Annotated in this window: 24 protein-coding genes; 8 read left to right on the forward strand and 16 right to left on the reverse strand. The window is 73.0% G+C overall.

Going from position 1 to position 24,271, the window contains the following annotated elements; genetic code table 11:
- Positions 1–32: 32 nt before the first annotated feature.
- Positions 33–503 (forward strand): hypothetical protein, encoded by a 471-nt coding sequence (locus ACPPVS_RS13820; RefSeq protein ID WP_426592829.1) that lies wholly within the window; start codon positions 33–35, stop codon positions 501–503.
- 102 nt (positions 504–605) lie between these two features.
- Entirely contained in the window at positions 606–2,132 is a 1,527-nt protein-coding gene (locus ACPPVS_RS13825; protein ID WP_426592830.1) for a molybdopterin-dependent oxidoreductase, read from the forward strand.
- A gap of 18 nt (positions 2,133–2,150) precedes the next feature.
- Here ACPPVS_RS13825 and ACPPVS_RS13830 read toward each other — a convergent pair whose 3' ends face one another.
- Genes ACPPVS_RS13830 through ACPPVS_RS13850 form a run of 5 tightly spaced genes read right to left on the reverse strand, consistent with a single transcriptional unit; the run spans position 2,151 to position 6,347 of the window.
- Complete coding sequence (locus ACPPVS_RS13830; RefSeq protein ID WP_426592831.1) at positions 2,151–3,200, reverse strand: zinc-binding metallopeptidase family protein; 1,050 nt, start codon at positions 3,198–3,200, stop codon at positions 2,151–2,153.
- A gap of 57 nt (positions 3,201–3,257) precedes the next feature.
- A complete protein-coding gene (locus ACPPVS_RS13835; protein WP_426592832.1) occupies positions 3,258–4,298 on the reverse strand; it encodes a sulfate/molybdate ABC transporter ATP-binding protein in 1,041 nt (346 codons plus the stop codon).
- Positions 4,295–5,116, reverse strand: coding sequence for an ABC transporter permease (locus tag ACPPVS_RS13840; protein WP_426592833.1), 822 nt, complete (start codon positions 5,114–5,116; stop codon positions 4,295–4,297). Before ACPPVS_RS13840 ends, ACPPVS_RS13835 begins: the two co-directional genes overlap by 4 nt.
- Complete coding sequence (gene modA, locus ACPPVS_RS13845) at positions 5,113–5,934, reverse strand: molybdate ABC transporter substrate-binding protein (RefSeq protein ID WP_426592834.1); 822 nt, start codon at positions 5,932–5,934, stop codon at positions 5,113–5,115. Before modA ends, ACPPVS_RS13840 begins: the two co-directional genes overlap by 4 nt.
- An 8-nt stretch (positions 5,935–5,942) precedes the next feature.
- Positions 5,943–6,347, reverse strand: coding sequence for a TOBE domain-containing protein (locus ACPPVS_RS13850; protein ID WP_426592835.1), 405 nt, complete (start codon positions 6,345–6,347; stop codon positions 5,943–5,945).
- Positions 6,348–6,457: 110 nt separating this feature from the next.
- Here ACPPVS_RS13850 and ppk2 point away from each other — a divergent pair, with 110 nt between their 5' ends.
- Together ppk2 and nhaA are read left to right on the forward strand one after the other, a co-directional pair.
- Positions 6,458–7,300 carry a polyphosphate kinase 2 gene (gene ppk2, locus ACPPVS_RS13855; protein WP_426592836.1) on the forward strand — a complete coding sequence of 281 codons (843 nt, stop codon included), beginning with the start codon at positions 6,458–6,460 and terminating at the stop codon, positions 7,298–7,300.
- Positions 7,301–7,342: 42 nt separating this feature from the next.
- A complete protein-coding gene (nhaA, locus tag ACPPVS_RS13860; RefSeq protein ID WP_426592837.1) occupies positions 7,343–8,725 on the forward strand; it encodes a Na+/H+ antiporter NhaA in 1,383 nt (460 codons plus the stop codon).
- A gap of 11 nt (positions 8,726–8,736) precedes the next feature.
- Here nhaA and ACPPVS_RS13865 read toward each other — a convergent pair whose 3' ends face one another.
- From ACPPVS_RS13865 to ACPPVS_RS13895, 7 genes are all read right to left on the reverse strand, one after another.
- Positions 8,737–9,180, reverse strand: a complete 444-nt coding sequence (locus ACPPVS_RS13865) for an SRPBCC domain-containing protein (protein ID WP_426592838.1) — start codon at positions 9,178–9,180, stop codon at positions 8,737–8,739.
- Positions 9,181–9,227: 47 nt separating this feature from the next.
- Positions 9,228–10,025, reverse strand: coding sequence for an SDR family NAD(P)-dependent oxidoreductase (locus tag ACPPVS_RS13870; protein WP_426592839.1), 798 nt, complete (start codon positions 10,023–10,025; stop codon positions 9,228–9,230).
- Positions 10,022–10,528 carry a DsbA family protein gene (locus tag ACPPVS_RS13875; protein WP_426592840.1) on the reverse strand — a complete coding sequence of 169 codons (507 nt, stop codon included), beginning with the start codon at positions 10,526–10,528 and terminating at the stop codon, positions 10,022–10,024. Before ACPPVS_RS13875 ends, ACPPVS_RS13870 begins: the two co-directional genes overlap by 4 nt.
- Before the next feature lie 14 nt (positions 10,529–10,542).
- Positions 10,543–11,559 (reverse strand): NAD-dependent epimerase/dehydratase family protein, encoded by a 1,017-nt coding sequence (locus ACPPVS_RS13880; RefSeq protein ID WP_426592841.1) that lies wholly within the window; start codon positions 11,557–11,559, stop codon positions 10,543–10,545.
- A 37-nt stretch (positions 11,560–11,596) separates the two neighbouring features.
- Entirely contained in the window at positions 11,597–12,139 is a 543-nt protein-coding gene (locus ACPPVS_RS13885) for a methylated-DNA--[protein]-cysteine S-methyltransferase (protein WP_426592842.1), read from the reverse strand.
- 73 nt (positions 12,140–12,212) lie between these two features.
- Positions 12,213–13,019: an ABC transporter permease gene (locus ACPPVS_RS13890; RefSeq protein WP_426592843.1), complete on the reverse strand. Its 807-nt coding sequence runs from the start codon at positions 13,017–13,019 to the stop codon at positions 12,213–12,215.
- Complete coding sequence (locus ACPPVS_RS13895) at positions 13,016–14,005, reverse strand: ATP-binding cassette domain-containing protein (protein WP_426592844.1); 990 nt, start codon at positions 14,003–14,005, stop codon at positions 13,016–13,018. The genes ACPPVS_RS13890 and ACPPVS_RS13895 overlap by 4 nt, the downstream gene beginning before the upstream one ends.
- Before the next feature lie 88 nt (positions 14,006–14,093).
- Here ACPPVS_RS13895 and ACPPVS_RS13900 point away from each other — a divergent pair, with 88 nt between their 5' ends.
- The gene (locus ACPPVS_RS13900; RefSeq protein WP_426592845.1) at positions 14,094–15,062 is read left to right on the forward strand and encodes a helix-turn-helix transcriptional regulator; all 969 of its coding nucleotides are present in this window, start codon (positions 14,094–14,096) and stop codon (positions 15,060–15,062) included.
- On the opposite strand, the gene ACPPVS_RS13905 is transcribed toward ACPPVS_RS13900, so the two are convergent.
- Positions 15,043–15,672, reverse strand: coding sequence for a uridine kinase (locus tag ACPPVS_RS13905; protein WP_426592846.1), 630 nt, complete (start codon positions 15,670–15,672; stop codon positions 15,043–15,045). The two genes, ACPPVS_RS13900 and ACPPVS_RS13905, sit on opposite strands and share 20 nt — an antisense overlap.
- Positions 15,669–17,006, reverse strand: coding sequence for a mechanosensitive ion channel family protein (locus ACPPVS_RS13910; RefSeq protein ID WP_426592847.1), 1,338 nt, complete (start codon positions 17,004–17,006; stop codon positions 15,669–15,671). The genes ACPPVS_RS13905 and ACPPVS_RS13910 overlap by 4 nt, the downstream gene beginning before the upstream one ends.
- 336 nt (positions 17,007–17,342) lie before the next feature.
- Here ACPPVS_RS13910 and ACPPVS_RS13915 point away from each other — a divergent pair, with 336 nt between their 5' ends.
- The gene (locus ACPPVS_RS13915; protein WP_426592848.1) at positions 17,343–18,170 is read left to right on the forward strand and encodes a DNA-3-methyladenine glycosylase family protein; all 828 of its coding nucleotides are present in this window, start codon (positions 17,343–17,345) and stop codon (positions 18,168–18,170) included.
- Positions 18,171–18,323: 153 nt separating this feature from the next.
- Positions 18,324–19,421 carry a DUF4349 domain-containing protein gene (locus ACPPVS_RS13920; RefSeq protein WP_426592849.1) on the forward strand — a complete coding sequence of 366 codons (1,098 nt, stop codon included), beginning with the start codon at positions 18,324–18,326 and terminating at the stop codon, positions 19,419–19,421.
- 30 nt (positions 19,422–19,451) lie between these two features.
- Here ACPPVS_RS13920 and ACPPVS_RS13925 read toward each other — a convergent pair whose 3' ends face one another.
- Entirely contained in the window at positions 19,452–20,822 is a 1,371-nt protein-coding gene (locus tag ACPPVS_RS13925; RefSeq protein WP_426592850.1) for a pyridoxal phosphate-dependent decarboxylase family protein, read from the reverse strand.
- A 176-nt stretch (positions 20,823–20,998) separates the two neighbouring features.
- On the opposite strand from ACPPVS_RS13925, the gene ACPPVS_RS13930 reads away from it, so the two are divergent.
- The gene (locus ACPPVS_RS13930; protein WP_426592851.1) at positions 20,999–22,015 is read left to right on the forward strand and encodes a hypothetical protein; all 1,017 of its coding nucleotides are present in this window, start codon (positions 20,999–21,001) and stop codon (positions 22,013–22,015) included.
- A gap of 3 nt (positions 22,016–22,018) precedes the next feature.
- Here ACPPVS_RS13930 and ACPPVS_RS13935 read toward each other — a convergent pair whose 3' ends face one another.
- Positions 22,019–24,190, reverse strand: a complete 2,172-nt coding sequence (locus ACPPVS_RS13935) for a glycoside hydrolase family 3 N-terminal domain-containing protein (protein ID WP_426592852.1) — start codon at positions 24,188–24,190, stop codon at positions 22,019–22,021.
- Positions 24,191–24,271: the final 81 nt, after the last annotated feature.

Raw genomic sequence — 24,271 nt, forward strand, 5'->3', positions numbered from 1 at the left:
AGTCTGGTCGATGGGCCGGGCTACCGTCGTTCGTGCTCGACGGCCCGGGCATGTCGAAGGGCGACGTCGTCGTGCTCACCGACGACCAGGAGCTCGACTTCCTGCGGTACGCGCTGCAGGGGGTCCCGTCGAGGTCGTGGACGTCGAACGAGATCGACTGGGACACGTACCCGTTCCTGAGCCGTACCGGGCCGTTCGACACGAGCCTCGAGATCGCGGCCGAGCTCGTCCAGGCGCTGCGAGCGCACTCGACCGATGACGAGACGGTCGTGGTCGTCTGGAGCGGAGCTGGCACCGCGGCTGTCGCAATGAGTTCCCGCAACGCCCAAGACAACATGGCTGAGATCGAGGAGGCGTGGATCTTCCTCCTGAACCAGCGGGTGATCGTCGTCGGCGACTGGGACGGTTACGTCACCACGGCAAGCTTGCGGGATCTGACCGAATCGATCGTCGCCCAGCTGCGCACGTTCCTCGAGCAGGCGTCAGACGGGTGGAACCTGTGAGTTTTGTGATCCTTGCCTGACGAAACGGCCTCGGGTGACGACATTCGACCGTCCACGAGGCAGAGTCGCCTGAGGATTCAGTCGGCGAGGAGGCGGTCAGGGATGGCGGGACGTCGGGAGACCGGTCTGGCGGCTGCCGCGGGGCTCGTCGCCGGGGTGGTGACGATCGGCGTGGGCGCGCTGGTCGCGTTCCTGACCGGGCCGACGTCCGACCCGCTCGTCGCGGTCGGGTCGGCGTTCGTCGATGCGACGCCGCAGTGGCTCAAGCAGTTCGCGACGACGAACTTCGGCACCAACGACAAGCTCGTGCTCGGGATCACCGAGGTGGTGATCCTGCTGGCGCTGGCCGCCCTCGCCGGTGTGCTGGCCGCGCGCCGGTGGGCGTGGGGCGCGACGCTCGTCGTCCTCCTCGGCGCCGCCTCCGCCCTCGCCGCGATCGGCCGGCCCGACGCGGGGTCGTTCGCCGGGCTGCCGAGCGTCCTGGGCACGGTCGCGGGCCTGTTCACCCTGCGGTTGCTGGTCCGACGCATCCCGCTGCCGACCTCCTCGAAGCGCAAGGCCGCCCTGGAACGGCGCGACTTCCTGCGCGCCTCGCTGATCGCCGGGGCGCTCGGCGCCGTGGCCCTGTTCGTCGGCCGGTCGCTCGGGGCCGCCGCCCGCGGTGCCCAGAGCGCCCGCGACCACCTCGTCATCCCGAAGGCCACCACGCCGGCGGCCCCCGTCCCGACCGGCGTCGACGTGGGCGTCCAGGGCGTCGAGCCCTGGCTGACGCCGGCGGGCGACTTCTACCGGATCGACACCGCGCTGACCATCCCGCACGTCGACCCGACGTCGTGGAGCCTGCGCCTGCACGGGATGGTCGAGAAGGAGGTGACGCTCAGCTGGGACGAGCTGCTGGCCTCCGACCTCGTCGAGGCCTACGTGACGCTGGCGTGCGTGTCCAACCCCGTCGGCGGGGACCTCATCAGCAACCAGAAGTGGCTGGGCCTGCCGATCAAGGGGCTGCTGGAGAGGGCGAAGCCGACCGGCGATGCCGACATGGTCCTGTCCACCAGCGTCGACGGCTTCACGGCGGGCACCCCGCTGACCGTGCTCATGGACGGGCGCGACGCCCTGCTCGCGATCGCGATGGACGGCCAGCCGCTGCCGTTCGAGCACGGCTTCCCGGTGCGCATGGTGGTCCCCGGGCTCTACGGGTACGTGTCCGCGACCAAGTGGGTGACCGACCTGGAGGTCACGCGCTTCGCCGACGCGCAGTCGTACTGGACCAAGCGGGGCTGGTCGCCGCAGGGCCCGGTCAAGACGCAGTCCCGCATCGACGTGCCCCGGTCCAGCACGACCGTGCCGGCAGGTTCGGTCGTCGTCGCCGGGACGTCATGGGCGCAGCACCGCGGCGTGAAGGGCGTCCAGGTGCGGGTGGACGACGGCGCCTGGAACGACGCCACCCTCGCCGCCGACGGTGGCATCGACTCGTGGCGGCAGTGGACCTGGAGCTGGGACGCGTCGCCGGGCGACCACAAGCTGTACGTGCGCGCCTTCGACCCGCAGGGACCGCAGACGGGCGCCGTCCAGGGCGAGGTGCCCGACGGCGCGACCGGCTACGACTCCGTCCACGTGACGGTCAGCTGAGCGCGGGCGCCCCGCTCATCAGCCCAGCGGGCGCTCCACCCGCGAGGCCATCACGACGCGGTGCACGAAGTCGAGCTTGCGGGCCACCGGCTCGGGGATCGAGAACGGGTACAGGTCGTGCTTGCCCATCGCGCGGTTGACGCGGTTGAAGAACGTCGCCAGCGGCAGCCAGTCACGCAGGATCTCGTCCATGGTCGCGTCCGCGTAGCCGGTGCGCGGGGTGATCACGCCGTCAGGCACGGCCGCCACGCCCTCCATCCGGACCGACAGGTTCCCCGCTGCGGCGGTGACCAGCGTGCGGGTGATGTGCAGGTAGTGCGCGAAGCACTCGGCGAAGTCCTCCCACGGATGCATCGTGGCGTACTGCGAGATGTAGCTCTCGGCCCAGTCCCGGGGCGCGCCCTCCCGGTAGTGGCGGGCGATGGCGTCCCGGTAGGAGGCCCGCTCGTCGCCGAAGATGGTGCGGCACTCGTCGATCCAGTCCGTCCGCTCGACGAGGATCAGCTCGTAGTAGTGGCCGACCTCGTGGCGGAAGTGGCCGAGCATGGTGCGGTACGGCTCGTCGAGGCTGATGCGCAGCGCCTCGCGGTGCTCGTCGAGCGACTCGGCCAGGTCGATCGTGATGATGCCGTTCGCGTGACCGATCCCGACTCGGGCGCCGGACGAGCGCGAGGAGAGCAGGTCGAAGCCGAGACCGCCGTCCTCCTCGAACCACCGCGTCACCGGCAGCCCGAGATCGGCCAGGTGGACGAGCAGCCGACGCTCGTCCGCCGACGCGGAGGCGAGCTTCTCGAGCGCCAGCGTGTCGTCGTTGTCGGGTCGCGTCCGGATGAGCCGGCACGCCAGGCACCTGCCGGAGCCCGAGTCGGCCGCCGCGAGCCAGTTGCACCCCCAGTCGCGGTTGGTGCACGGGAACCACCACGTGCCCGCGACGTCCGTGCCCTGCTCGGGCGCCGCCCGCATGGTCAGCGACGGCGGGTGGACCCCCATCTCCATCCCGCACGCGCCGCAGGCGGTGGTCTCGATGAAGGCGATGGTTGCGCACCGAGGGCAACGGAAGACGTCCACGTCGCGAACGGTAGCCCACGTGCGCGGTCGTCGAAGCCCGACCTCTCGACGCCTCTGTCAGGGGAGCCGACGGACCCGCACCAGCGGTGCCGGGACGCTCAGCCGGACAGCCGCACCGACGCGCAGGTCCAGGCGGGCGACCTCGGCGGGCGGGAGGTCGACGACGACGTCGCCGGTGGTCCGCACGCGCACGCCCGTGACGCCTGGTTCGAGGTCGATCACGTGCGCAGGCCACCCGTCGGGTCCCCCCAGCACGACGGCCGACGGCCCGAACGTCACCTGCGCGGGTCCGGGCGCGCCGACGCACGGCACCTCGACGCCGTCCGGCCCCACCAGCGCGGCGGACCCGTCGGGTCGCACGACGATCGTGCCGACGACGAGGTTCACGCCCGCCAGCGCGGCCGTGAACGAGTGGACGGGGTCGGTCAGCACGTCGAGCGGGGGACCCTGCTCGACCACGGAACCGTCATGCAGGATCACGACGCGATCGGCCAGAGCGACGGCGTCGAGGACGTCGTGGGTGACCAGGACGGTCGCGGTGCGGGTGCGGCGGACCTGGTCGCGGACGAGGTCGCGCAGCTCGGCCGCGGTGCGGACGTCGAGCTGCGCGAACGGCTCGTCGAGCAGGAGCACCGACGGGCGCGCCGCGAGCGCTCGGGCCAGGGCGACGCGCTGCCGCTGTCCGCCCGACAGCTCGGCGGGGCGGCGGTCCTCGAGCCCGGCGAGGCCGACGGACGCGAGCCACTCGTCGGCGGTCGCGCGCGAGGCCCGGGCGGAAGCGCCTGCGGACCGCGGCCCGAACGCGACGTTATCGCGCGCGGACAGGTGCGGGAACACCAACGGATCCTGCCCGAGCAGCCCCACGGACCGCCGCTCGGGGCGCACGGCGACGCCGGTCCCCGTGAGTGTGCGATCGCCGATGCGCACCGTCCCCGACGCCGGCCGCAGGTGGCCCGCGAGGACGGCGAGCAAGGTCGACTTGCCGGCACCGTTGGGGCCGAGCACGGCCACCACCTCACCGGGGGCTGCCTCCAGGGCGACGGAGAGCTCGAAGGCGCCGCGCACGAGGTGCACCTCGGCCGACAGACCCGTCGTCACGCCGCCCGCCCCGGCCGCCAGGCACGCGCCGCGAGCAGGACGGCGACGGCGGCCACCACCAGCAGCAGCGAGAGCGCCACGGCGGTCCCCTCGGACACGCCGGCGCCGTTGAACGCCGAGTAGATGGCCAGCGGCATGGTCTGCGTGGTGCCCGGGGAGTTGCCCGCGAACAGGGCGGTCGCGCCGAACTCGCCGAGCGCACGGGCGAAGCAGAGCACCACCCCGCTGACCAGCCCGGGCCGGACGAGCGGGAGCGTGATCCGGCGCATGACCGTCCACCGGCCGGCGCCCAGGCTTGCGGCGACCGTCTCGTAGCGGGTGCCCGATGTCCGCAGCGACCCCTCGACGCCCAGCACGAGGAACGGCATCGCCACGAACGTCTGCGCGATCACCACGGCCGTCGTCGTGAACGGGATCGTGAGGCCGAACCACGTGTCCAACGACTGCCCGATCAGCCCGCGCCTGCCGAGCAGGAAGAGCAGCGCGATGCCGCCGACGGTGGGCGGGAGCACGAGCGGCAGCGTCACCAGGGCGCGCAGCACGTCGGCGGTCCAGCCGCGCGCCCGCGAGAGCACCACCGCGAGAGGCACGCCGAGCAGCACGCAGAAGACCGTCGCGGCCACCGACGTCACCAGCGAGAGCCACAGGGCCTGGAGCGCCTCCGGGGACGTCACGTCGGACGGCAGCGTGCCCCAGTCGGCGCGTACGAACAGCGCGACGACCGGGAGCACCAGCAGACCGACGGCGAGGGCCGCGGGGAGCCAGAGGAACCCGGGCACACCGGGAGCCGCGTCACGGGACACGGCCGATGCACTCACGGCGCGACGAACCCCGCGTCCTTGAGGATCGCCTGGCCCTTGGGTCCGAGCACGAGGTCGACGAACGCCTGGGCGACCTCGGCGCTGTTCTTGCGAGGCAGCGGCTCGGTCAGCACGGCGATCGGGTACGTGTTCACGGCTGCGGACGACTCCGGGAACTCCACGCCCTCGACCGTGTCACCGGCCGCCTGCACGTCGGTCTTGTAGACGAGACCCGCGTCCGCCTCGCCGGCCTGCACCTTGGCCAGCACCGCCTTGACGTTCTGCTCGTTGCTGGCCGGCGTCACGCCGACACCCGCCGTGTCGAGCACCTTGTGGGCCGCCGACCCGCACGGCACCTCGGCGGCGCAGATGACGACCTTGCCCCCGGCGTCCGAGAGCGTCCCGAGGTCCTGCAGGCTCGTGATGTTCTTGGGGTTGCCCGCCGGCACGACGATCTCGAGCGTGTTCGTCGTGAAGATCGTCGGCGTGCCGTCCACGAGGCCAGCGGCGGTCACGGTCTGCATGTTCTTCTCGTCGGCCGAGGCGAACACGTCGGCGGACGCGCCGCCGACGAGCTGGGTGGCCAGGGTGGACGAGCCGTCGTAGGTAGCCGGGTTGACCGTGACGCCCGGGTTCTCGGCGGCGAACTCCTTGAGGATGGCGTCGAACGTGCCCTGCAGCGACGCGGCCGCGAAGACCGTCAGCTCGCCGGTCAGCGCGGGGGTGGCAGAGACGGTCGGGGTCGGGGTCGGGGTCGAGGCCGGCGTGTTGTCGCTCGCGCACGCCGCCAGACCGAGCAGCAGGCCGGACGCGACGACCAGCGCGCGCACCTTCATCCCGGCCCTCATCGCTGGGCCCGCGGGGTCTCGACGAGGACGGTGGTGGCCTTGACGACGGCCGTCGCCCGGGAGCCGACCTCCAGGCCGAGCTCGCGGACGGCCTCGCTCGACATCAGCGAGACCAGCCGGAACGGGCCGGCCTGCAGCTCGACCTGCGCCATGACCGTGTCGGTCAGGATCGCGGTGACGAGCCCGGGGAACCGGTTGCGGGCGGAGCTGGTGCCCGCCGCCGGGTCGTCCGGGGTGTGAGCCCGCTCGACGGCCAGCGCTGCGAGGTTCACGCCGTCGATCACGCTCCGCCCTGCGTCGTCGTCGGACACGGTCAGGGAGCCCGCGTCGACCCACCGCCGGACGGTGTCGTCGCTCACCCCCAGCAGCTCGGCTGCTTCACTGATGCGATAGGTGGTCACAGGGTGACTCTAGTGCCGCGTCTGCGGCGGTCGAGACGTGACGAATCCGCAGATGAGGATCGTTGCCACATTGTCATCCGCGCGATCCGCGGGGCCGCTACCGTCTGGTCATGGCGAAGAAATCGGACAAGAAGCACAAGGACAAGATCCCCAACAAGGTCTACGAGGCCGAGATCTTCCGCCTCCAGGCCGAGCTGGTGAAGGTGCAGCAGTGGACCAGGGCGACCGGGGCGCGGATCGTCGTGATCTTCGAGGGACGCGACGCCGCCGGCAAGGGCGGCACGATCAAGCGGATCACGGAGTACCTCTCCCCCCGCGTCGCACGCATCGCCGCGCTGCCGACGCCCACGGAGCGCGACAAGACCCAGTGGTACTACCAGCGCTACGTGGCACACCTGCCCGCGGCCGGCGAGATCGTGCTCTTCGACCGGTCCTGGTACAACCGCGCGGGCGTCGAGAAGGTCATGGGCTTCTGCACGCCCCGGGAGTACAGCCGGTTCATGCGCCAGACGCCGATCTTCGAGGAGATGCTCATCGAGGACGGCATCCTGCTGCGCAAGTACTGGTTCTCGGTGTCCGACACGGAGCAGCTGCGCCGGTTCCGGTCGCGCATGGACGACCCGGTGCGGCAGTGGAAGCTGAGCCCGATGGACCTGGAGTCCATCACTCGGTGGGAGGGATACTCGCGCGCCAAGGACGAGATGCTCGTGCACACCGACGTGCCCGCGAGCCCGTGGTTCGTGGTCGAGTCGGACATCAAGAAGCACGCGCGGATCAACATGATCAACCACCTGCTGTCGACCATCCCGTACACCGAGGTCGCCCACGAGAAGGTCGTCCTCCCGGACCGGCCGCCGGCGTCGACGGGCTACGTGCGGCCACCGCGCGAGATGTCCACCTACGTCCCCGACCACGTCGCAGAGCTGCGGGGCGACCCTGAGAAGCACTTCTGAGCCGCGTTGCGCACGGGCCGCCGACCTGCGAGTTTGGTGCGCATGTCGGCGACCTCCACGTCCCCCGGGCCCGCCCTGCGGGTCTCGCTGCCCGGGCTGCAGCCGACCGTCAAGGACTTCCTCACCAACGAGGCCGGCAGTGCCGTCTACCTGCTCGCGGCCACGATCGTCGCGCTGATCTGGGCGAACTCCCCGTGGTCCGACTCCTACGCGTCCTTCTGGTCGACGACGGCCGGGTTCCATGTCGGGACCTGGGGCGTGGACCTCGACCTGCACGGGTGGGTCAACGACGCCGCGATGGCGATCTTCTTCGCGGTCGTCGGGCTCGAGATCAGCCGGGAGGCAACCACCGGCGACCTGCGTGACAAGCGGACCGTCGCGGTGCCGGCGCTCGGCGCGCTCGGCGGCCTGCTCGTCCCCGTCCTGATCTACCTGGCGTTCAACGGCGGCACCGACGCGGCCCACGGCTGGGGCGTCGTGATGTCGACCGACACCGCGTTCCTCGTCGGCATCCTCGCTCTGTTCGGGCCAAAGTGCCCCGACCGCCTGCGCCTGTTCCTGCTCACGCTCGCGATCGTCGACGACATCGGTGCGATCACCGTGATGTCGATCTTCTACACGCGCGACATCGACGGCAAGGCGCTGGCCCTTGCCGCGGCGATCGTGCTGGGCGTGCTCGTCATGCGCTGGCTCAAGGTCTGGCAGCTGGCGCCCTACGTGATCGCCGGGCTGGCCCTGTGGTTCGCCGTGCAGGCGTCGGGCGTGCACGCCACCCTGGCCGGCGTGATCGTCGGGCTGCTCGTACCGGCGCGACCCCCGGGGCGCGAGGACGTCGAGGCCGTCGCCGGTTACGGCCGCGACCTGATCGAGGACACCACCGCCGAGCGCGAGCACCTGGCCGAGCTGGCTGCCCGTGCCGCGGTGCCGACGAACGACCGGCTGCAGCGCATCCTGCACCCGTGGAGCGCGTTCGTCGTCGTGCCGCTGTTCGGGCTGGCCAACGCGGGCATCGTGCTGACCACCGACTCCCTGACCGCCGCGGCCCACTCCCGCCTGGCCATCGGCATCGCGGTCGCGCTCGTGCTCGGCAACGCGGTCGGCATCACCGGTGCCTCGACGATCGCTCTGCGGTTCGGCCTCGGCGAGCTGCCCGGGCGCGTGCGCTGGGGCCACCTGCTCGGCGGCGCCGTGCTGGCGGGCATCGGGTTCACGATCTCGTTGTTCATCGCCGAGCTGGCGTTCTCCGACCAGCCCGAGATGCTCGACACCGCCAAGATCGGCATCCTCGCCGGATCGCTGACCGCCGCGGTGCTCGGCTCGATCCTGCTGCGCTGGCTGGGCGAGAAGCTGCCCCTGTGCTCCCCCGCGGGCGACGGTCCCCCGCCCGCCCTCCCGCCGCTCCCGTGGACGGCTCCGGCGACGTAGGCACCGGCGGGCTACGGCTTCGGGCGGGACGCGACGAAGGACGCGTAGCGGTCGAGGATCCGCGGCCAGTCGCGGAAGCGGGCTCGCTCGGCGGCGTTCTCCGGCGTCCAACCGCCGTGCTCGAACTCGAACCGGGTGCCGCCCTCGTCGAGCGGCACGAACTGTGCGCTGATCCGGCTCGGGTGGTCGACGTCCGGGCCGATCGCGAGGGTGTGCACGACGATCGCGCCCGCGGCGATGGCGAGCACGTGACCCCAGACGACCTCACCCCGCGCGGCGTCGTCGATGAACACGCGCCCACCGACGCGCGGCTCGATCGTCATGCCGCGATAGTCGTCGGCACTCGGTGAGTAGGCGGGGTCCCACCACTGGGCGATGTCCTGGACGTAGGCGTCGAACGCCTCGCGGGGGGTGACCGGCAGGACGAGCTCGTGGCGGATGGGCGAGGTGTCCATCGCTCGATCGTGCCGGGTGCCGGCCGGTCGGTCCAGCGCGCAGCGGCCTAGCCGACCCGGTCGTCGGCGCCGTAGCTGCCCAGGCTCAGCGTGCGCGCGTCCGTGGCGAGGATCTGCGCGGTCGCGGCCCGCAGGGACTCGACGGTGTCCGTGCCGGCGCGCACGAACCGGCCCGACAGGGCGTCGAGCTCTCCGTCGCCGAAGGCGCGCACCAGCTCCGCCACGGCCTCGATCGGCGTCCAGCTCGTGCGCCCCGCATGCATCGGCATGGACGTCGTCATCTGCGTCTGGACGTGCCCGGGTGCCAGGTCGAGCACGCGCAGGCCGCGATCGCGGTACTGCGCGTCGAGCTGCGTGGTGAACCGCGCGAGCGCGCCCTTGCTGATCGCATACCCGGTGTACTCGGTCATCGCGCGGTGCCCGGCACCGGAGTTGAGGTTGACCACCCGGCCGCTCCCCCGGGCGAGCATCCCCGGCAGCACGGCGTGGGTGACGAGCAGCGGACCGCGGACGTTCGCCTCGATCACGCGCCAGGTGTCCTCGACGTCGTCGCCGACGAAGTCGGTGGCCTCGCGCTCGATGACGCCCGCGTTGTTGACCAGCAGCCCCAGGCCGCCCAGCTCGTCCTCGGCCCGGGCGACCGCGTCGTCGACCTCGGTCGGGTCGATCAGGTCGGCGGTCGCGACGAAGACGGACCCGCCGAGCTCCTCGGCCACGGCGTCCAGGTTCGACCGCGTCCGCCCGACCAGCGCGAGCCGGTAGCCCGCGGCGGCGAGACCGATCGCGATCCCGCGGCCGATCCCCCGCCCCGCACCCGTGACCATCGCGGTCCGCAGCACGCTCACGCCGCGTCCACCGCCTCCCGCAGCCGCTCCAGCGTGACCTTGCCGCGGAAGTACTCACCGTTGACGTAGATGGCCGGCGTTCCCCGCACGCCCAGCGCCACACCGGCCGCGTAGTCGCCCTGGACGGCCGGGGCGAGCGCCTGGGCCCGCTCGCCGACGACCTCCGCCGGGTCGACGCCGAGGGCCTCCGCGGCGCGCCGCAGGTCCGGCTCGCTGAGCCGCGACTGGTCGACCAGCAGCGCGTCGTGCATCTCCCAGAACCTGCCGTGCCGCCCGGCCGCCTCTGCCGCGAGCGCCGCCGACAGCGCGTACGGGTGCACCTCGAACAGCGGGAAGTGCCGCCACACCAGCCGCACGCGACCGTCGGAGGTGTCCACCAAGTCCTTGAGCGGGGCGGCGGCCGCCCGGCAGTAGGGGCACTCGAGGTCGCCGAACTCCAGGATCGTGACCGGGGCGTCGACGTTGCCGTACACGTGCCGCTCGGCGGGGAACTCGTCAGCCATGGGTCGAGGATGCCCTACCTGGCTGATCGGCGCGGCCGCAGGGCCGGGCTGTCGGTGCCCGCACCTGCGGCGATGCCGGTGACCGCGTCGCGCAGGCTCGCGAGGGCCGACCACTGCGGGCGGAAGTCGAGCTCGCGCGCGGCGCGGCTGGTGTCCAGCAGCGGTGCGGCGAGCGCCAGGTCGAGCCAGCCGGGGCCGACCGGCACCGCGCGGACGGCCCAGGCGGCGGCCAGCTGGAGCCGCGCGCGCGACACGGGGAGCTCACGCAGGCGGCCTCGGGCGACGACGTCGGCGACGTCCTGCCCGCGCAGCACGCCGGGTCCCGCGACGTTGAACGGGCCCTCGACGTGGCGGACCACGGCCTCGCGGAAGGCAGCCGCGACGTCGGTCGCGTGCACCGTCTGGAACCGCAGCCCGACCGGCCACGACAGTGTCGCCAGGTGTCCGTCGAGCGCCCGCTTGGGCACCCACGGGCCGAGCACGGACCGCGCGAGCTGCTGGCCTGCGGAGTGCTGGAGCACCAGGGCCGTGCGCAGCCGGGCGATCGCAAGGTCGGGGACGTCGTCGAGGAGACGCTCGACCTCGGCCTTGTCCGCGCTGTACGGCGAGGTGCGGATGCCCTCGGTCGCCCAGCCCTCGCCGCGCGGCACATCGTCCGGGGCCGGCGAGTAGGCGCCCACCGACGAGGCGACCACGAGGTGCGCGACGCCTGAGCGACGGACCGCGGCGAGCACGTTGCGGGTGCTGCCGACGTTCTCGGCGCGCAGCCGCGACCGGTTGTGCCGGGGCTCGGTCGCCCACGCCAGGTGGACCACCGAGTCGGCGCCGGCGAACACGCCCGCGAGCCGGTCGACCCCGTCCGGCGCGCTCGCGTCGCAGGCCACCCACCGCGCCGAGTCGTAGGGCGGCGAGGGTGGCGACGGCGGCCGGCGAGCGATGGCGACCACCGACGTCACGGTCTCGTCGGCCGCGAACCGGCGGAGCAGAGCCGTGCCGACGTTCCCGCTCGCTCCCACGACGACGACGCGCATGGGACGACCCTCCCAGGTCGGGCGCGCGCGCGCAGCGTCAGAACAGCAGGTCCGGCGTCCCCTGCTCGAGGTCGAGGAGGAACCGCTTGCGGTCGAGGCCCGCCGCGAAGCCGGTGAGCGTGCCGTCGGCACCGATCACGCGGTGGCACGGGACGACGATCGCGATCCGGTTGCGGCCGTTCGCGGCACCGACCGCGCGCGACGAGGTTCGCGGGTCGAGGCCGACCGCCTCGGCGAGCTCGCCGTAGGACCACGTCTGCCCGTACGGGATGGTCAGCAGCCCCTGCCAGACGCGCACCTGGAACGTGGTGCCGACGAGCGCCAACGGCAGGTCGAACGCGGTCCGCGTCCCGGCGAAGTACTCCTCGAGCTGGGTGCGGACCTCGTCGAAGCCGTCGTCGTCCCTCTCCCCGAACGGACCCTGGACCTCGGCGTACTTGGAGCTGGGCATGAGCAGGGCACTGAGGCGACCGTCGTGCGCGACCAGCGTGGTCGGGCCGAGCGGCGTCGGCACCACGGTGTGCGTGATGCGTGCGTCCGTGGCGACCGCCCGTTCCTCGTCGACAAGCATGGTGCTCATCCTGGACCCTCCCTCTGACACGCCCGTCGCGCGCCCTCACGAGGAAGACGCGCGACGGGTGCCGGACGTGAGGTCAGTCGGTGGAGCGCAGCAGGGTCCGCACCCCGACGACGAGCCCCACGACCGCGGTCAGCACCGCCGCGACCCAGCCCCAGCCGACCGCGGACACGGTCAGGTCGCCGGCGAACAGCGCGCGCTCGGCCTCGACCACCCACCGCAGCGGGTCGAACGCGGAGGCCACCTTCATCCACTGCGGACCGGACTCGATGGGCAGCAGCATCCCGGAGAGGATCAGGAGCGGAAAAAGGACGGTCTGCTGGACGGCCCAGAACATCCACTCCTGCTTGCGCACCGCGATCGCCAGCGCGTAGCTGAACGAGCCGAGCCCGATGCCGAGCACGGCGAGCAGGGCCAGGCCCACGACGGCGCCGACGGGGTCGGCGCGGAACCCGAACGGCAGCATGACCAGGATGACGATGAGGGCCTGCGCGACCAGCGGCACCATCTCCTTGAGCGAGCGCCCGACCAGCTGCGACGAACGCGACAGGGGCGTCACCAGCAGCCGCTCGTGGGCGCCGGTCTGCATGTCGACCTGCAGGTTGGACCCCGTGATCGACGTGCCGAACAGCGTGGTCATGACGAGGATCGCCGGGACGAACCACTGCCAGACGTCGGCCGACGGCAGGTCGGTGGACCCGGCGAGCAGCGGACCGAACAGGGCGAGGAAGACCAGGGGCTGGACCAGCCCGAAGACCACCGAGAACGGCTCGCGGACCACGGGCCGCAGCTCACGGGTCATGACGAGCCACACGTCCGAGAACCAGGGCCGACGCGCCTGCGTCGGGGCGATCACGGGGGTGTCGAGTGCGAGGGTGCTCATGCTGCGTCCTGCCCTTCGGTGTCGTCGGACGTCGGGGAACCTTCGTCGCGCAGGGAGCGGCCGGTGAGGGCCAGGAAGACGTCGTCGAGCGTCGGGCGCACGGCGAGCGCCTCGAGCAGAGGTGCGCCGGCCCGCGACGCGGCGATCACGAGCTCCGGCACCGCGGTGCCGGCGTCGGCCACGCGCGCCTCGACGACCGAGCCGTGGACGGACACGTCGCGGGCGCCCGCGACGTGGGCGACGAGCCCCGCGACGACCTGCGCAGATCCCGTCGTCGTCAGGACGACGCGGTCGCCGGCCAGCGTGCGCTTGAGACCGTCGGCCGTGTCGTCGGCGATGACCTGCCCGTTGTCCACGACGACCACGCGCTCGGCCATCGTGTCGGCCTCGTCGAGGTAGTGCGTGGTGAGCATGATCGTCATCTGGTGCTCGGCACGCAGCCGCAGGATGTGCTCCCAGAGGTTCGCGCGGTTCTGCGGGTCGAGGCCCGTGCTCGGCTCGTCGAGGAACAGCAGCTGGGGCGCGTGGACCAGACCGAGCGCCACGTCGAGGCGACGGCGCTGCCCGCCGGACAGCTCGCTGACCTTGCGGGTCGCGTGCGCCGACAGGTCCAACGCCTCGACCAGCTCGTGCGCGCGCCGCCGGGCGGACACCCGGTCGAGGCCGTAGATCAGTCCCTGCGAGTACAGCTCGTCGACGCCGCGCTGGGTGTGGCCCGCGCCGTTGCCCTGGCCGACGTAGCCGATGTGCCGGCGGACGCCGGCCGGGTCCTGGAGCACGTCGATGCCCGCCACGCTCGCCGTGCCGGACGTGGGCCGCACCAGGGTGGTGAGCATGCGCATCGTCGTCGTCTTGCCGGCACCGTTGGGGCCGAGCACCGCGACGAGCTCGCCGGGCGCGACGTCGAGGTCGATCCCGCGCACGGCGTGCACGGTCTGCGACTTGCTCAGCTCGAAGTCCTTGGTCAGTCCTCGGGTCTGGATCATGGGGCTCTTCCTCTCGGGAGGGGTACGACACGAGTCTCTCGGGAGTAGCGGCCAGGTTCTGTCCGCTACTCGAGGGCATCATGGAGACATGTCCACCCCGTCCTCCCGGCTCCTCTCGCTCTTGTCGCTGCTCCAGACGCGCCGCGACTGGTCGGGCGACGTGCTCGCCGAGCGCCTCGGCGTCAGCCCGCGCACGGTGCGCCGCGACGTCGACCGGCTGCGCGAGCTGGGCTACCCCGTGCACGCCGCCAAGGGCCCCGACGGTGGCTACCGGCTCGAGCCCGGCACGCACATGCCACCGCTGCTGCTCGACGACGAGCAGGCCGTCGCGCTCGTCGTCGCGCTCCAGACCGCGTCCACGGGGGTCGACGGCGTCGACGAGGCCGCCGTTCGGGCCCTCGCCACGCTGCGCCAGGTGATGCCGGCCCGGCTGCGTTCTGCGGCGGAGGCGCTGCAGGTCACGGCGGTCACCCGCGCATCGACCCGCCCGCGTCCGTCGGTCGACGCCGAGACGCTGATGGTCGTCGGCGGCGCCGTCCGCGCACGGGAAGTCCTGCGGTTCGACTACGCGGGCGGCACCGCGAACGCGCTCGGCATCCCCCGCCGGGCCGAGGCGCACCACCTGGTGACCTGGGGCGGCCGCTGGTACCTGGTCGGCTACGACCTCGAGCGCGCCGACTGGCGCACGTTCCGCGTGGACCGGATGACCCCCAAGACGCCGTCCGGGCCGCGCTACGCGCCTCGCGACCTGCCCGCGGCCGACGTCGCGTCGTTCGTCGCGGAGCGGTTCCGCTCGATCTCGCCGTGGGAGACGTCGATCCGCGGCGAGGCGCTGGTCGAGCGACCGGCCGAGGAGATCGTCCGCTGGGCGGGTCGGGACGGGCTGGTCGAGGCCCTGCCGGACGGACGCAGCCGCGTGGTCCTGTCGTCGTGGTCGTGGGACGGGCTCGCCGCGCAGATGGCGATGTTCGGTGCGCCGCTGCAGATCGTCGGCCCGGCCGAGCTGGTCGACGCCACGAGGCGACTGGCCGAACGGGTCAGCGCGGCGGTCGCGTGACCTCCAGCGCGGGGTGCCGCGGGTCGTCCGCGTGCACGACCAGGTCCGCGACGGCGGTCGGCAGCATCTCCGCGTCGTAGCGCGCGAACGCAGGCAGCGCCCAGCGGTCCGCGGCGGACGTCCGGCGCTCCAAGGACGACGGCCGCGCCGTGAGATGGACCGCGACCTCGTGCTCGAGCCACCGGCCCAGCAGCAGGCTCCCGTCGAGCAACAGCACCGCTCCCTCGGGCGCCTCCGCGTACGTGTCGCGGGTCGCGCGGTCCCGGGCCGCGTCCCAGAGCGTCGGCAGGTAACGGCCCTCGTCGACGAACCGGTCGAGCACCTCCCGACCGAGCGCGTTCAGGTCCAGCCGGTCCTCCAGGTAGGCGTCCGGCTCGTGGCGGCCGAGCTCCCAGCGCAGGGAGGCCGGCCGCAGGAAGTCCTCGGCGTGCACGCGGGTGACCGCCCGGCCGGCCGCACGCAGGGGTGCGACGAGGGCGTCCGCGAGCGCGCCCGGCAGCGTCGGAGGGGCTCCGTCGACGATCACCCGGACCCTGCCTGGTCCCGCCGCGAGCACGGTCGCGACCACCCGCTCGACCAGGACGTCGACGGTGACGGGTTCGATGCTCACGCGGGCGGTCGGCCCTCGCCGTGCTCCTGCGCCGCCTGCTCCCGCTCGTCGATCACGTCCTGCCCGGGCCCCGAGAACTGCCGAGACCGCTCGAGCCCCTGGATGCTGCCCGTGAACAGCCGCGCGTCGTTGCCGGCGGTGGTGATCGTCATGGTGTCGTCTGCGGTGCCGTTGTCGGCGTCGGTGCCGGACCACGCCCCCGGCGGGGGCAGGACCGGTGCCGGGGTGTCCTGCCGGCGGGTCCGTCGTTCCGCCTGCACCGGCGACGTTCCCTCCCACCGCGTCCGGGGCATCCCCTGCGGCGCGACGTCCTGCAGCCAGGCGACCAGACCCTCGCGGACGTAGCAGCGCAGGTCGAACAGGGTCGGCGCGTCGACCGCGCTGGCCAGCGCGCGGACGCGGACGTGCCCGCCGATCGCGTCGGTCACCTGGAGGACGCCGACCCGGTGGTCCCAGAGGTCGGTGTGCTCGAGCAGCCGCACCAGCTCGGCACGCATCTGCTCGACCGGGACCTCCCAGTCGAGGTCCAGCTCGACGGTGCCCAGCAGGTCGGCCGCGCGTCGGGTCCAGTTCTCGAAGGGCGTCGTCGTGAAGTACGTGGACGGCAGGATCAGCCGCCGGTCGTCCCAGATGTGCACCACGACGTAGGTGAGCGTGATCTCCTCGATCCGGCCCCACTGGGTGTCGACGACGACCACGTCGTCCACCCGGATCGCGTCCGTGAACGCGAGCTGGAGCCCGGCGAACACGTTGGCCAGGGAGCTCTGGGCGGCCAGGCCGGCGACGATCGAGATGAGGCCGGCCGACGCGAGCAGGCTGGCGCCGAGCGCGCGGGCCTGCGGGAACGTCAGCAGGATGCCCGCGACCGCGCACACCACGAGGATGGCGACCGTGATCCTGCGGAGCACCTGCACCTGCGTCCGGACGCGCCGGGCGTGCCGGTTGTCGACCACGTCGATGCGGTACCGCTGGACGGCGGTGTCCTCCAGCACGAACGCCAGGCTCCCGATCAGCCAGGTCACCGTGATGATGAGGGCGATCAGCAGGACGTGCTCGGTCTGCACGGTCCAGTCCGCCGGGTCGGTGCTGAGCCGCAGGGCGACCCAGATCGCGATGACGAGCAGCACGGCGCGCAGCGGTCGTCGCGACCGGCGGCTCAGGTCGGCGGCGACCGACGACCTGCGGGCGACCCGGCCGACGAGGGCCGCGATGAGCGTCGCCAGGACGTAGGCGACGACGATCGCGGCGAGGATCGAGAGCAGGGGGACGACGAATCCCTGGACGTCGTGGGCGACGCCGGTGTCGGCGGTGGACGTGGTGGTGAGCAGGGGCACGCGCCTCAGCGTAGGCAGGTGCGGCGCAGACCTCACCCTTTTCGGAGGGTCCATCGGGGGCGCTGACGTAGAGAGGCCCCGTCTCCACCATCAGAGACGGGGCCCGTCGGAGAGGCGTCTCGCCGGCACGAGGCTTGGCGCGCTCCCTGAACCCTCACGGGCGGTCCGGCTCTCGCCGCGACCCTCGGCAACACAGTTCAGACCTACCTCCAGCCGGCCCCCGGTGTGCTCGAGGAAGTCGGCTGCATCGATTCTCACCCTCCCACAGATCGACCGCAACAGAGCCGTGCGACGCCATCGAACCTGTCGAGACTTCGGCCGCTAGCGTTGCGGACCGTGAGCACGACCGTGACCGTCCGACGCCCGTTCGACCCCGCCCCCGCGCTCGCCTCCCTGGTCGCGCACGCGGTCCCCGGGGTCGAGGAGGTCACCGCCGACGGGACCGTCCGGCGACTGGTCACACTGGACGGGTTCCAGGCGTTGGTCGAGGCCCGGCCGGCGCGCGACCGCGTCACCTTGAGCGCCACGACGGGATCCCCCGCGGCCCTGGAGGCTCTGGCCGAGCGCTGGTTCGGCCTCGCCGACGACCTGGGCGTCGTGGCGGCGGCGTTCGCCGACGACGCCGTGCTCGGCCCGCTCGTGGCGGCCCGGCCGTCGCTGCGGATCCTGGGTCACCCGAACGGCTTCGAGGCGGCCGTCACCACCGTGCTCGGGCAGCAGGTGTCCCTCGGTGCGGCACGCACGTTCGGCGGCCGCCTGGCCGCCGCCTACGGCTCGCCCGGGCCGGACGGCCTGCTCGCGTACCCGTCGCCGGACAGGCTCGCCGCCGTCGACCCGGTCGAGCTCCAGCGCGTCGTGCGGATCACGCACGCGCGCGCCCGGACGATCCACGCGCTCGCGACGGCCTGCGCGCAGGGGCTCGCCTGGGACGCTGACGCCCGACCTCAGCTGCTGGCCGTCCCGGGGATCGGGCCCTGGACCGTGGACTACCTCGCCCTTCGGGTGCTCGGCGACCGGGACGCGATGCCCGTCGGCGACCTCGTGCTGCGGCGGGCCCTCGGGGCCGCGGACGCGCGGGCCGTCGCTGCCGCCGCGGAGACCTGGCGGCCCTGGCGCGCGTACGCCGCGGTGCACCTGTGGACCGCCAGTGCGTACGCGGTGTGAACCCCGACGGCGTACGCCGTTCGTGCAGGTAGGAGGCTCGGCCCGCATCTGAACCGCCACGGCGCGGTCACGATTGCGATACTTCCGAGCGCCGCCGGTCACGATTGACACACCACGCGACCACGGCGGTCGTGGCACCCCTACGTTCGCGGCATGACGCAGAAGACGAGCCGCCACGGCCGATCCACCACCCATCGCGGCACCGCGCTCGCAGCGGCCGCCGTCCTGTCCCTGAGCGTCCTGCTCGCCGGCTGCACCGCCGGCGACTCGGGCGCCAGCTCCGACACCGGGGGCACCACCTCCGACGGATCCGCGCAGGACGGCACCGGAGGTGACGCTCTCGCAGGCGCCGGCGACAGCGGCGCCGAGGCACCCGCGGACGGCGGCTCCGGAGTCGGCACCAGCGACTCCACCGGCGACGGCATCGGCGCCTCCGCGCCGTCCACCGACGACCGGCAGGTCATCCAGAGCGGCGACATCACCATGACCGTCGACAAGCCGCAGGACGCCGCCGACGCCATCATCAAGCTCACCGACAACGCGGGTGGCCGGATCGACAAGCGCATCGAGCACGCCGCATCGGGCGACGCCGTCGCCACTGCGGACCTGACCGTCCGGATCCCCTCCTCGGCGGTGAACAGCACGATCCTGGCGCTGCGGTCGCTCGGCACCGTCGACACGATCGAGCTCGGCACCGACGACGTCACCAGCGCGGCCGAGGACCTGGACGCGCGCATCGCCGGGATGCAGCTGTCCGTCGCACGCATGTCCGACCTGCTCAGCAAGGCCACCACCAGCGACGACATCACCCAGGCGGAGGCCGCCCTGACGCAGCGGCAGACGGACCTGGAGCAGCTGACGAGCCAACGCGCACGACTGGCGGAGCAGGTTTCCCTGTCGACCCTGACGATCAACCTGCACGGCCCTGCGGTCGTGCCGCCGCCGGAGAAGGTCGTCGTCGCCACCCCCGGACCCGACTCGTTCCTCGACGGCCTGGCGGACGGCTGGAGCTCGTTCGCGGGTTTCATGGGGGGCGTCGCGACCGAGTTCGGGGTCCTGCTCCCGTGGCTCGCTGCCGGCGGGCTCATCACGTGGGGACTCGTCCTCCTGAACCGGCGGTACCAGCGGACCCACCCGCGACGCGTGGAGGAGCCGCCCTTCCTGGAGCGGATCCCGGTCGGCGTCGGTGCTCCGAGCGGGCCCGGCCAGCCGCCGACCGCTCCACCGGTGAACGACCCGTACCTGCGGTAGACCTACCGGCGGGCTGAGCGCGTTCGGCGCTCAGCCCGCCGCGGACACCGCGCGGCGCACCGCCTCGATCGAGCGGGCGACGTCCTCCTCGTCGGTCGACCAGTTGCTCACCGACACCCGCAGGATGTCGCGACCCTGCCAGTGCGACCCGGACATCCACGTGCCCCCGTCGGCGATCAACGCCTCGCCCACCCGCCGCGTCCGCTCGTCCGAGCCGAACGCGACACTGACCTGCGTGAACACCACGTCGTTCAGGATCTCTGCACCCTCGATGCCGGCCAGGCCGTCGGCGATCTGCCGGGCACGCAGCGCGAGCCGATCGACCAGGTCCGCGACGCCGGACCGTCCGAGCGAGCGCAGGGCCGCCCACACCGGCACCCCGCGGGCTCGTCGCGACAGCTCGGGCACCTTCTCCTGCGGGTCACCCTCGTCCGCGAAGGCGGCGAAGTACTCCGCCTGCATGCCGAACGCGCGCCGAAGGGACTCGGGCCGGGCGACGATCGCGACGCCGCAGTCGTAGGGCACGTTCAGGGTCTTGTGCGCGTCGGTGGCCCACGAGTCGGCGCCCTCCAGGCCCCGGACGAGGTCCCGCAGCCGGGGTGAGGCGGCCGCCCAGAGCCCGAACGCACCGTCCACGTGCACCCAGGCGCCGTGCGCGTGCGCGACCTCGACGGCGTCGGCGATCGGGTCGAACGCGCCCGAGTGCAGGTTCCCGGCCTGCAGGCACACGATCGTCGGACCGGAGCCGTCGCCCAGCGCCCGCGCGAGGTCGTCCACCACGAGCCGGCCCTGCGCATCCGCCGCGACCGCCTGCGGGACACCGAGCCCGAGGTAGCGCAGCGCCAGGTCGAGCGTGCCGTGCCGCTCCTCGCCGACGAGCACCCGGACGCGCGGCGCGCCGGACAGCCCGTCCCGGTTCACGTCCCAGCCGGCATCGGCCAGCACCTGCTGTCGGGCGGCGGCCAGCCCGGTGAAGTTCGCCATGGTCGCGCCGGTCACGAAGCCGACGTCGGCGGTCGTCGGCAGACCGAGGAGGTCGAGCAGCCAGGCGCCGGCGGCATCCTCGACGGCCACCGTGCCCGGCGTCGCGTACCGCATGGCCGAGTTCTGGTCCCACGCCGCCGTGAGCCAGTCCGCCGCGAGCGCGGCCGGGTGCGAACCGCCGATCACCCACCCGAAGAACCGTCCGGACGGCATGCTCATCAGGCCCGGCTCGATCCCGGCCGCCAGCTCGTCCACCACCAGCGCCGGATCCGTCGGACCGTCCGGCAGCGGACCGCCGAACGCGAGCTCCCGGGACTTCGGGTGCACGGGTCGGTCGTGCAGCGCTTCCAGCCACTCGCGGGTGTGCTCCGTCGCTCGCCCGAGCGCCGGCTCGAACTGCGGCCACCGTGCCGTCATGGCTCCACCCTGCCACCACGAACGGCTGACGCGATCGAGGCATTCGCCCCGGTGCGTCCCGGACTGCCGTCGAATTGTCCTGCGGTGGGTCACCCCAACGGGCCGAGCGCTGGTGTCGTCCCAGCGCCTAGCGTCGAGGAGAGTCTGGAACCGACGACGACCGGAGGAGGTGGAGCGTGAACCAGGTGGCCAAGAACCCGCAGTGGAGAGACGCCGAGCACTTCGCCGAACGTCATGCACGCACGGTCCTCGCGTACGTCGACGTCCGGGTCAACCTCGACGCCCAGACCCAGCCGGACAACGCCCTCGACCTCGTCGGGTACGACTTCTCCGGACGCGTGGAGCACCAGCGCAGCCCGGTCGAGCGCGCCGACGTCGAACGCCTGCGGGCCGCGGCCGGGGCGACGGTCGCCGTCTTCTACTCGCGCTCCGGGTTCGCCAAGATCGCGGTCCTGTACGCCGAGGAGCACCGCGTCGCACTGTTCGGCTACACCGACTCCGGGTACGCGACCCCGATGAACCAGTGCGCCGTCGACCTGGTGCTCAAGGGGCAGGCGGAGAGCGCCCGGGCGGTCCGCACGGCCACCGAGATCGTCTCGCGGCACGCCACGGCGGCACGCCTGGACGCGGAACGACGTGAGCGCGAGGCCCTCGCCGACGCACTGCGCGCCGAGAGCGAGGCGCGCGAGGCCGCCGAGCGGCAGCGGATCGGCCGCGCCCGCAACGAGACGCTGCTGGGCCGGACGGTCGCCCTGCTGCTGCTCATCCAGGTGCGGCCGGAAGCCCTGCGGGAGACCGTCGAGCACCTGGCCCAGACGACCATCGTGAGCGCGGTCGCCGTCGCCGTCGGACAGATGTCGCTGGGCGAGCGGCCGCACGCGATCGCCCTGGTGCGGTCGCTGTTCGACGACGCCGCTGCCGCGCTCGAGGTCATGACACCGGCCACCGCGCGCGAGACGACGAACTACTGGGCCTCGAAGCAGGCCGTCGAGCGCGGGCTCGACGCCCTCGACGCCGCCGACGGTCTCGGGAGCGTCGGTCACGTCGGTCCCGAGGACGTCACCGCCCAGCTCCGGCAGGCCGAGCGGTGCTGGCGCGCGGTGGCCGACGAGCTCGAGCGTCGTCAGCCGGCCAGGCGGGACCCCGCACTGCCGTCGCAGCGCCGGGCGCGGCACCTCACGGGCGCCCGCTGACCCTCACGCCAGCACGAACGGTACCGGCTGCCCGGCGGCCGAGTCCGGGGCGATCCACAGCGCGAACGCGCCCGGGTCCACGCGGTGCCGACCGTCCGGGCCGTGGTACCCGAGGCGCTCGGACCCGATGCGGAACGCCACGGTCCGCGACTCGCCCGGAGCCAAGGGCACGACGGCCCAGTCGAGGAGCTCCTTCACGGGCCGGGTGACCTCGGCGACCTCGTCGCGGACGTAGACCTGCACGACCTCGGTGCACGCGCGAATCCCGGTGTTGGTCACGACGACAGACGCCGAGACGGCCGCCGCAGGCCCGGTCGCCTCGACGGACACGGTCGCGTCCCCGTACTCGACGGAGCCGTAGGTGAGGCCGAACCCGAACGGATGGAGCGGAGCGGTCAGGCTGTCCTGGTAGCGACCCCAGGTCCCGTCCTCCTCCGGCGAGATCGGGCGACCCGTCGAGCGGTGGTTGTAGACGAGCGGCTGCTGCCCGGCCGACCGCGGCAGCGTGATCGGCAGCCGACCGCGCGGACCGACGGCACCGAGGAGCACGTCGGCGATCGCGTTGCCGCCCTCCGACCCCGGGTGCCAGGCGTAGAGAACGGCGTCCGCGTGCTCGGCGAGCCACGGCACCGACAACGCCCGGCCGGCGAGCACGACGACGACGAGCCGCACGCCGACCGCCTTGATCGCCTGCAGCGTCTCCAGCTGCCCGACCGGCAGGTCGAGCGTGGTGATCGAGCTGGCCTCGCCGGAGCGCACCGGGTGCTCGCCGACGAACGCGACCACCGTCGAGACCTCACGCGCCGCGGCCAGCACCTGGTCCGTGTGCACCCATGGGACCGACCGCGCACCCGGCAGGTCGAACCGCGACAGCGCGGAGGCGATCGAGACGACCTCCTCGCCGCGGCCGTCGAGCGTCCAGGTGCCGAACAGGGCGTCGGTGGCGTCCAGCAGGGGGCCGGTGAACAGGATCGGCTCGTCGGACCCCGGGTCCAGCGGCAGGATGCCGCCGTTCGTCAGCAGGACCAACGACGCCGCAGCCGACTCACGCGCTGCCGCGCGGTGCTCGTCGGAACCTGCGACCTGCGCCTCGAGACCCTCGTCGGTGTATGGGTGCTCGAACAGTCCGCACCGGAACTTCAGCGTGAGCACGCGGCGCACTGCGTCGTCGAGCAGCTCGACCGCTACCGCCCCCGAGGAGACCAGCTCCTCGAGGTGCGCGAGGTACGCCCCGGAGACCATGTCCATGTCGACGCCGGCCTCGAGCGCGCGGCGCGCGGCGTCGGACCGGTCGACCGCGACGCGGTGCTGCACGATCTCCCCGACGCCCTCCCAGTCGCTGACGACCGCGCCGTCGAACCCCCACTCGTCCTTGAGGATCTCGCGCAGGTACCGCCGGTTCGCGTGCACAGGGACGCCGTCGATGTCGTTGAAGCTGGACATGACGGTGGCGACGCCGGCCCGGACGCACTCCCGGAACGGGCGCAGCTGCAGGTTGCGCAGGCTGTTCTCGCCCGCCGTCACCGAGCCGTAGTCACGTCCGCCCTCGGCCAGCCCGTAGCCGACGTAGTGCTTGGCGCACGCCGCGACCGCGTCCGGCGCCGACAGGTCGTCGGTCTGCAGGCCGTGGACGGTCGCGGCCGCGAGCCGTCCGGCGAGCACCGGGTCCTCCCCCAGGCTCTCCGCGACGCGGCCCCAGCGGTGGTCACCGGTGATGTCCATCATCGGCGTGAACGTCCAGCCGATGCCGACGGCTGCCGCCTCGACCGCGGCCAGCCGCGCTCCCCGCCGCACCAGCTCGGCGTCCCAGGTGGCGGCCTGGCCGAGCGGGATCGGGAAGACGGTGCGGTGCCCGTGGATGACGTCGCGGGCGAACAGCAGCGGGATGCCGACGCGCGACTCCTCGACCGCGACCCGCTGCACCGCGTTGACGGCGCGCACCGCGACGCCCGCGTCGCGCACGTTGCCGGCCGTCGCCCCGCTCGCCGACAGGGACGTCCCGATCCGGCCGGCACGTAGGTCGTCGGCGTCGCGCGCTGCGTCCACGTTCACCGGCTGATGGAGCTGGCCGACCTTCTCGGCCGGGGTGAGCCGTGCGAGCAGCAGCTCGGCACGCTCGGCGGGTGAGCGGGAGGGATCCAGCCAGGGCCTGTCCGCGAGAGGGCGCTCCGTCACGACGTCACCCTACGGCGGCGTCCGCCGCGGGGGGTGCGAGAATTGGGCCGCAACGACGCGCCCCCTCGTCCCTTCGTCTGG

It is taken from the genome of Cellulomonas sp. McL0617, from assembly GCF_049994875.1.
Lineage (GTDB): Bacteria > Actinomycetota > Actinomycetes > Actinomycetales > Cellulomonadaceae > Cellulomonas.